Consider the following 6,507-nt stretch of genomic DNA (forward strand, 5'->3'; position numbering starts at 1 on the left):
TCTTGCCGCCGCGTGCCTTGGCCGACGCGGGCAGGGTGCGCTTCGGCGGGGCCGGCAGTGGCAGCGCGGCACGGTCCACCTTCCCGGCCCGGGTGCGCGGCAGCTCCGGGACGGGGACGACGGCGACGGTCATCGACAGGCCCTTGAGCTGCGCCGTCAGGTACTGGGTGAGCGACCAGCCGTCCGTTCCCTCCGCCCCCGGAACGGTCGCCGCGAAGCCGATCAGCTCGGGCCCCGCCGCCGTCCGCACCTCGACGACCACCGCCTCGCGCACCGCCGGGTGGGCGTGCAGCGCGGCCTCGGCGCGGGCCGCCGCCCTGACCCGGGCGGTCACCGTCGTCGCCCGCTCCGGCCCGAGCGGCCCGACCACGGCGGCGGCCCGGCCGAGGAACTCCAGCCCGCCGTCCTCCCGCAGCACCCCGAGGTCGCCGGTCAGCAGCACCCGCCCGTCCGGGTCGAAGCGCGCCCGGATGAAGCGGCGGGCGGTGTCCACCGGCCGGTTGAGGTAGCCGCGAGCCAGACCGCCGCCCCCGATCGCGATCTCACCGACCCGCCCGGGCGCCAGGGGAGTGGCGTTCGGCCCCAGCACGTACACCCGGGTGCCGGGGAAGGGGCGGCCGATCAGCGAGATCCGCTCGGCCGTCAGGGCGGCGGAGCCCCGCGGGTCGAAGTACGTGCTGTCGACGGTGGCCTCGGCCAGGCCGTAGACGTTCAGCACCCGGGTGCCCTCGCCGAGCAGGCGCTGGAGGGCCTGGTGCTCGTCCAGGTACCACTTCTCGGCGCCGACGGTGAGCAGCCGCACCCCGGGCAGCCCGGTGCCGGTCTCGGTGAGCAGGGCGGTGAGCAGGCGCGCGACGCGCACGTTCAGCTCCATGACCGTGATCCGCTCCTCGGCCACCAGCGCGGGCAGCGCGGCCAGGTCGACGGTGCGGTCCAGGGCCAGGTTGAACGGGGCGACCACCAGGGTGGCGCCGGTGCACAGCGCGCGGACCCAGTCCGCGGTGAAGACGTCGAACTCCAGGCTCGACGTCTGCAGGATCCGGTCCTGCGGCGTCAGCCCGTACACCTCGCGCCAGCCCTCGTACGCGGACAGCAGGTTGCGGTGCTCGATCGGGGCGCCGGTCGGCAGGCCGGTGGAACCGGACGTGTAGAAGACGCAGGCGAGGTCGGCGGGGGAGACCTCGGGCGGCTCCGACAGCCAGCGGGCGTCCGCCATCGCGTCCAGGCAGACCAGCCGCGCGCCGCCCGCGTCCGCCAGCCGGACCCGGTGGCGCTCCTCGGTCACCACCAGGTCCGGGGCCGCGTCGGCGAGCACGTGCCGCAGCAGCGCGTCGGGCGCGGTCGGCTCCAGCGGCACGTACGCGGCGCCCGCCTTCAGCACCGCCAGCAGCGCCACGTACACCTCGGTGCCCCGGCCCAGCGCGACCGCCGCCCGGCCGCCCGGGGCCAGCCCGGCCTCCGCCAGCAGCGCGGCCAGCCGGTCCGCCCGGGCGTCCAGCTCCCCGTACGTCAGCTCGGCCTCGCGGTAGCGCACCGCCACCGCCTCCGGTGCCCGGCGGGCCTGCCGCTCGACCAGCCCGTGCAGGGTGTCGGCCCGTTCCGCGTCCACACTCATGATCCCTCCCCGTCCCCTCGCCTGGCACGATCATCCTCCCAACTCCCGTCGTGCAACAGGGTTCTGGCACGTCCATCCCTTGGACGGCGCCCCTCCGCTTCGGTGGACGGTTGTACGGTGCACACGGACGGTCGGCGCCGGGCCCGTCCGGTACGGCGCCTCCGCCCGCACCCTGCCCGGCGCCGCGATCGGAGACCCGCCCACCATGAATCCGCCCTTCGACGGCCCCCTGCTCCGGACCCAGGACGTGGACGTCGTGCGCGACGGCCGCCACCTGCTGCGCGGCATCACCCTGCGGATCCGGCCCGGCGAGCACTGGGCGCTGCTCGGCCCCAACGGCGCGGGCAAGTCCACCCTGCTCGCCCTGCTCGGTGCGGTCTCCCACCCCACCCGGGGCGAGGTGGACGTGCTCGGCCGCCGGCTCGGCCGGGTGGACATCCGCGAGCTGCGCGCCCACCTCGGGCACGTCAACCCGCGCCACCCGCTGCGCTCGCCGCTGACCGTGCGCGAGGTGGTGCTCACCGGGCACACCAACACCATCGAGCCCGAGCTGCACCGCAAGCCCGCCCCCGAGGCGGTGGAGCGGGCCGAGCGGCTGATCGAGACGCTCGGCATGTCCGCGATGGCCGAGGCGCAGTGGACCACCCTCTCCCAGGGAGAGCGCGGCCGGGCCCTGATCGCCCGCGCGCTGATGCCCAGCCCCCGCCTGCTGCTGCTCGACGAACCCGCCACCGGCCTGGACCTCACCGCCCGCGAGCTGCTGCTGGACAGCCTCGACCTGCTCCGCCACGAGCACCCGGAGCTGGCGAGCGTGCTGGTCACCCACCACCTGGAGGAGCTGCCGGAGAGCACCACCCACGCCCTGCTGCTGCGCGCGGGCGAGTGCGTGGCCGCAGGGCCGGTGGACGAGGTGATGACCACCGAGCTGATCAGCGAGACCTTCGGCCACCCGATCCGGATCAGCCGCCACGACGGACGCTGGACGGCGCGGGCCGCCGCCCGCCGTACACCGGGACGGTAAGGAACACCGGGGCGGTAACGACCCCTGGCGACCCCCGGGTATCGACGGTAAAGAGTTCTTACGTAAGGTATGCCTTAGCTAAAAGAGGAAGCGTCGGCCTGGCCGGCGCTTTGCCCCGCCTTGGCACACCCATGCCCTTTTCCGTTGGAGCCCGCATGTCCGCCCGCCGTCGCCCCACCGCCGCCGTGCTGCTCGCCCTCGCCGTGGCGACCGCCGCCCTCGCGGGCTGCGCCTCGAAGAAGGGCGACAAGGCGGGCGGCTCGGACGCGGTCAAGGTGAACGCCAGCGACACCGCCTGCGAGGTCTCGAAGACCAGCCTCCCGGCCGGCCACGTCGTGCTGGAGATCAGCAACAAGGGCTCCAAGACCACCGAGGTCTACGTCTACGGCCCCGGCGACAAGATCATCACCGAGCGCGAGAACATCGGCCCCGGCACCAAGGCCACCATCAACGCCGAGATCAAGGCCGGCTCCTACGAGATCGCCTGCAAGCCCGGCATGGTCGGCGACGGCATCCGGGAGAAGATCACCGTGACCGGCGAGGGCGGCGGCTCCGCGACGGCCGACCCGCGCCTGGCCGCCGCCGTCGACGCCTACCGCACGTACGCCCAGGAGCAGGCCGACGCCACCATCCCGGCCGTCGAGGCCTTCGCCGCCGCGATCAAGGCCGGCGAGTTGGACAAGGCCAAGTCCCTGTACGCGCCCTCGCGCACCGGCTGGGAGCGCACCGAGCCGGTCGCCGAGAGCTTCGGCGACGTCGACCCCAAGACCGACACCCGCGAGGACAAGCTGGAGCAGGGCCAGGAGTGGACCGGCTGGCACCGGCTGGAGAAGGCGCTCTTCGCCGACGCGAAGATCGGCGACGAGGAGAAGAAGCTCGCCGACCAGCTCGTCGCCGACCTCAAGGACTGGCAGAAGAAGATCCCCGAGGCGGAGATCACCGCGACCAGCATGGCCAACGGCGCCAAGGAGCTGCTGGACGAGGTCGCCACCAACAAGATCACCGGCGAGGAGGACCGCTACAGCCACACCGACCTGGCGGACTTCCACGCCAACGTCGAGGGCGCGCAGAAGGCCTACGAGCTGCTGAAGCCGGTCGCCGCCGAGAAGGACCCGGAGCTGGCCAAGACGCTCGACTCCGAGTTCGCCGCCATCAACGCCCTGCTCGCCAAGTACCGGCAGGCCGACGGCACCTTCACCTCCTACGACAAGGTCACCGACGCCGAGCGCAAGACCTTCTCCGACGCCGTCAACTCGCTCGGCGAGCCGCTGTCGAAGCTGGCCGCCGCCGTGGTCGTCAAGTAACCGGCCGCCGACCGTAGTTCAGCAACCCAGCAGCACCGCAGTTCAGCATCAGTGAGAAGGGCCCGCCCGCCGATGGACGCCGAGAACCAGCAGCAGAACGGGACGCCGGCCGCCGCCGACGCCCCCGGGACCAGGAGCGCGGTCAGCCGGCGCGCCGTCATCGGCTGGGCCGGCGCGGGAGTCGCGCTCGGCGCCGCCGCCGTCGGCTCGGTCGCCGCGGCCGTCCGGCAGGACGACGACCCGGCCCCGGTGGCGAACGCGACGGCCGGCGGGGAGGTGCCGTTCTACGGCGAGCACCAGGCGGGCATCTCCACGCCGGTGCAGGACCGGCTGCACTTCGCGGCCTTCGACGTCTCCGAGAAGGCCACCCGGGAGTCCCTGGTCAAGCTGCTCAAGGAGTGGACCAAGGCGGCCGCCGCGATGACCGGCGGCCGCGAGGTCGGCACCGGCGCCGTCCCGGGCTCGGCCGAGGCGCCGCCGGACGACACCGGCGAGGCCCTCGGCCTGCCCGCCTCCCGGCTCACCCTGACCATCGGCTTCGGGCCCAGCCTGTTCGAGAAGGACGGCGTGGACCGCTTCGGCCTCAGGGCGCAGCGCCCCGAGGCCCTGATCGAGCTGCCGAACTTCAAGGGCGACAAGCTCGACCCGCTGCGCAGCGGCGGCGACCTCTGCGTCCAGGCCTGCGCCGACGACCCGCAGGTCGCGGTGCACGCGATCCGCAACCTGGCCCGGATCGGCATGGGCACCGTCAACATCCGCTGGTCGCAGCTCGGTTTCGGCAAGACCTCCTCGACCACCCCGGACGAGCAGACCCCGCGCAACCTGATGGGGTTCAAGGACGGCACCCACAACATCGCGGGTACCGACACCGGCAAGCTGGCCGACCACGTCTGGGCCGGCCCCGGCGACGGCCCGGAGTGGATGACCGGCGGCTCCTACCTCGTCGCCCGGCGGATCCGGATGCACATCGAGACCTGGGACCGCGCCTCGCTCCGGGACCAGGAGGACACCTTCGGCCGCACCAAGGGCGAGGGCGCCCCGTACGGCAAGGCCAAGGAGCACGACGACCCGGACCTCAAGGCGATGCCCGCGACCGCGCACGTCGCCCTCGCCCACCCGGACGCCAACGGCGGCCTGATGATCCTGCGCCGCGGCTTCTCCTTCACCGACGGCACCGACGGCCTCGGCCGCCTGGACGCCGGGCTGTTCTTCCTGGCCTACCAGCGGGACACCCGCAAGGCCTTCGTGCCGCTGCAGCAGAAGCTCGCGGCCTCCGACAAGCTCAACGAGTACATCCAGCACGTCGGCTCCGCCCACTTCGCCTGCCCGGCGGGCGTGCGCAAGCCGGGGGAGTGGTGGGGCCAGGCCCTGTTCGGCTGACCCTCACGTTCCCTCGTACGATCCCGAAACCCCAGGAGCCCGCGTGTTCGGCAACTACCTGATCGGCCTGCGCGAAGGCCTCGAAGCCAGCCTGGTCGTCTGCATCCTGATCGCCTACCTGGTCAAGACCGGGCGCCGGGACAAGCTGCCGCCCGTGTGGCTCGGCGTCGGCTCGGCCGTGGTGCTGTCCATGGCCTTCGGCGCCGTGCTCCAGTTCGGCTCCTCGCAGCTGACCTTCGAGGCCCAGGAGGCGCTCGGCGGTTCGCTGTCGATCATCTCGGTCGGCCTGGTGACCTGGATGGTGTTCTGGATGCGGCGCACCGCCCGGCACCTGAAGACCGAGCTGCACGGCAAGCTGGACGCGGCGATCGCGATGGGGACGACGGCCCTGGTGGTCACCTCCTTCCTCGCGGTCGGCCGCGAGGGCCTGGAGACCGCGCTGTTCATCTGGTCGGCGGTGCAGGCCACCGACGACGGCTGGAACCCGCTGATCGGCGCCGCGCTCGGCCTGCTCACCTCGGTGGTGCTCGGCTGGCTGTTCTACCGGGGCGCGCTGAAGATCAACCTGGCGAAGTTCTTCACCTGGACCGGCGCCATGCTGGTCGTGGTCGCGGCCGGGGTGCTCGCCTACGGCGTGCACGACCTCCAGGAGGCCGGCTGGCTGCCGGGCCTGCACAACACGGCCTTCGACATCTCCAGCACCATCCCGAAGGACAGCTGGTACGGCACCCTGCTGAAGGGCGTGTTCAACTTCCAGCCCGACCCGACCGTGCTGCAGCTGGTGGTCTGGCTGCTCTACCTGCTGCCGACCCTGGCCGTCTTCTTCGGCCTGTTCGGCGGCGGCAAGGCCAAGCCCGTCAAGCCGGTGGCCGCCAAGCCGGCCGCCTGACCGCACAGTTCACCGCACCGCCCCGCCCCGCCCGGCACCCGCCGGGCGGGGCGGTGTCGTCTATGAACAGTGCTACTTCCACACGTACGTGAACAGGAAGACGAGGAAGGCCGTCAGCCCGATCGCCGTCCTGATCCACAGCCACGGCGAGTACTCCCGCCGCATGTTCGAGCCGCCGTGCTCGCTCCACAGGTGCGCCTCGGCCTTGTCCCGCGCGCCGACGAAGGAGCGCTTGCGGTAGCCGCAGCTCTGGCACTCCACGTACGTCTGGTTGTTGCGCCCCACGCGGACGCGCACC

At 72.9% G+C, this 6,507-nt stretch carries 6 protein-coding genes; 4 read left to right on the plus strand and 2 right to left on the minus strand.

Annotated features, from left to right (window positions below; genetic code table 11):
• The coding region (locus tag J0670_RS26250) for an AMP-binding protein (protein WP_207814144.1) at nucleotides 1–1,615 on the minus strand (1,615 nt) is incomplete at its 3' end.
• 205 nt (nucleotides 1,616–1,820) lie between these two features.
• On the opposite strand from J0670_RS26250, the gene J0670_RS26255 reads away from it, so the two are divergent.
• The 4 genes from J0670_RS26255 (at nucleotide 1,821) to efeU (ending at nucleotide 6,209) form a co-directional block, all read left to right on the plus strand.
• Nucleotides 1,821–2,636 (plus strand): ABC transporter ATP-binding protein, encoded by an 816-nt coding sequence (locus J0670_RS26255; protein ID WP_207814145.1) that lies wholly within the window; start codon nucleotides 1,821–1,823, stop codon nucleotides 2,634–2,636.
• 155 nt (nucleotides 2,637–2,791) lie between these two features.
• Nucleotides 2,792–3,940, plus strand: coding sequence for an iron uptake system protein EfeO (gene efeO / locus J0670_RS26260; RefSeq protein ID WP_207814146.1), 1,149 nt, complete (start codon nucleotides 2,792–2,794; stop codon nucleotides 3,938–3,940).
• Between the two features lie 72 nt (nucleotides 3,941–4,012).
• Entirely contained in the window at nucleotides 4,013–5,320 is a 1,308-nt protein-coding gene (efeB, locus tag J0670_RS26265; protein WP_207814147.1) for an iron uptake transporter deferrochelatase/peroxidase subunit, read from the plus strand.
• A gap of 43 nt (nucleotides 5,321–5,363) precedes the next feature.
• Nucleotides 5,364–6,209: an iron uptake transporter permease EfeU gene (gene efeU, locus J0670_RS26270; RefSeq protein WP_207814148.1), complete on the plus strand. Its 846-nt coding sequence runs from the start codon at nucleotides 5,364–5,366 to the stop codon at nucleotides 6,207–6,209.
• A gap of 72 nt (nucleotides 6,210–6,281) precedes the next feature.
• Here efeU and J0670_RS26275 read toward each other — a convergent pair.
• Nucleotides 6,282–6,507: hypothetical protein (locus J0670_RS26275; RefSeq protein WP_207814149.1), on the minus strand; the 226-nt coding region annotated here is incomplete at its 5' end.

Origin of the sequence: Streptomyces sp. FH025 (assembly GCF_017427025.1) — a bacterium.
Classification (GTDB): Bacteria; Actinomycetota; Actinomycetes; order Streptomycetales; family Streptomycetaceae; genus Kitasatospora.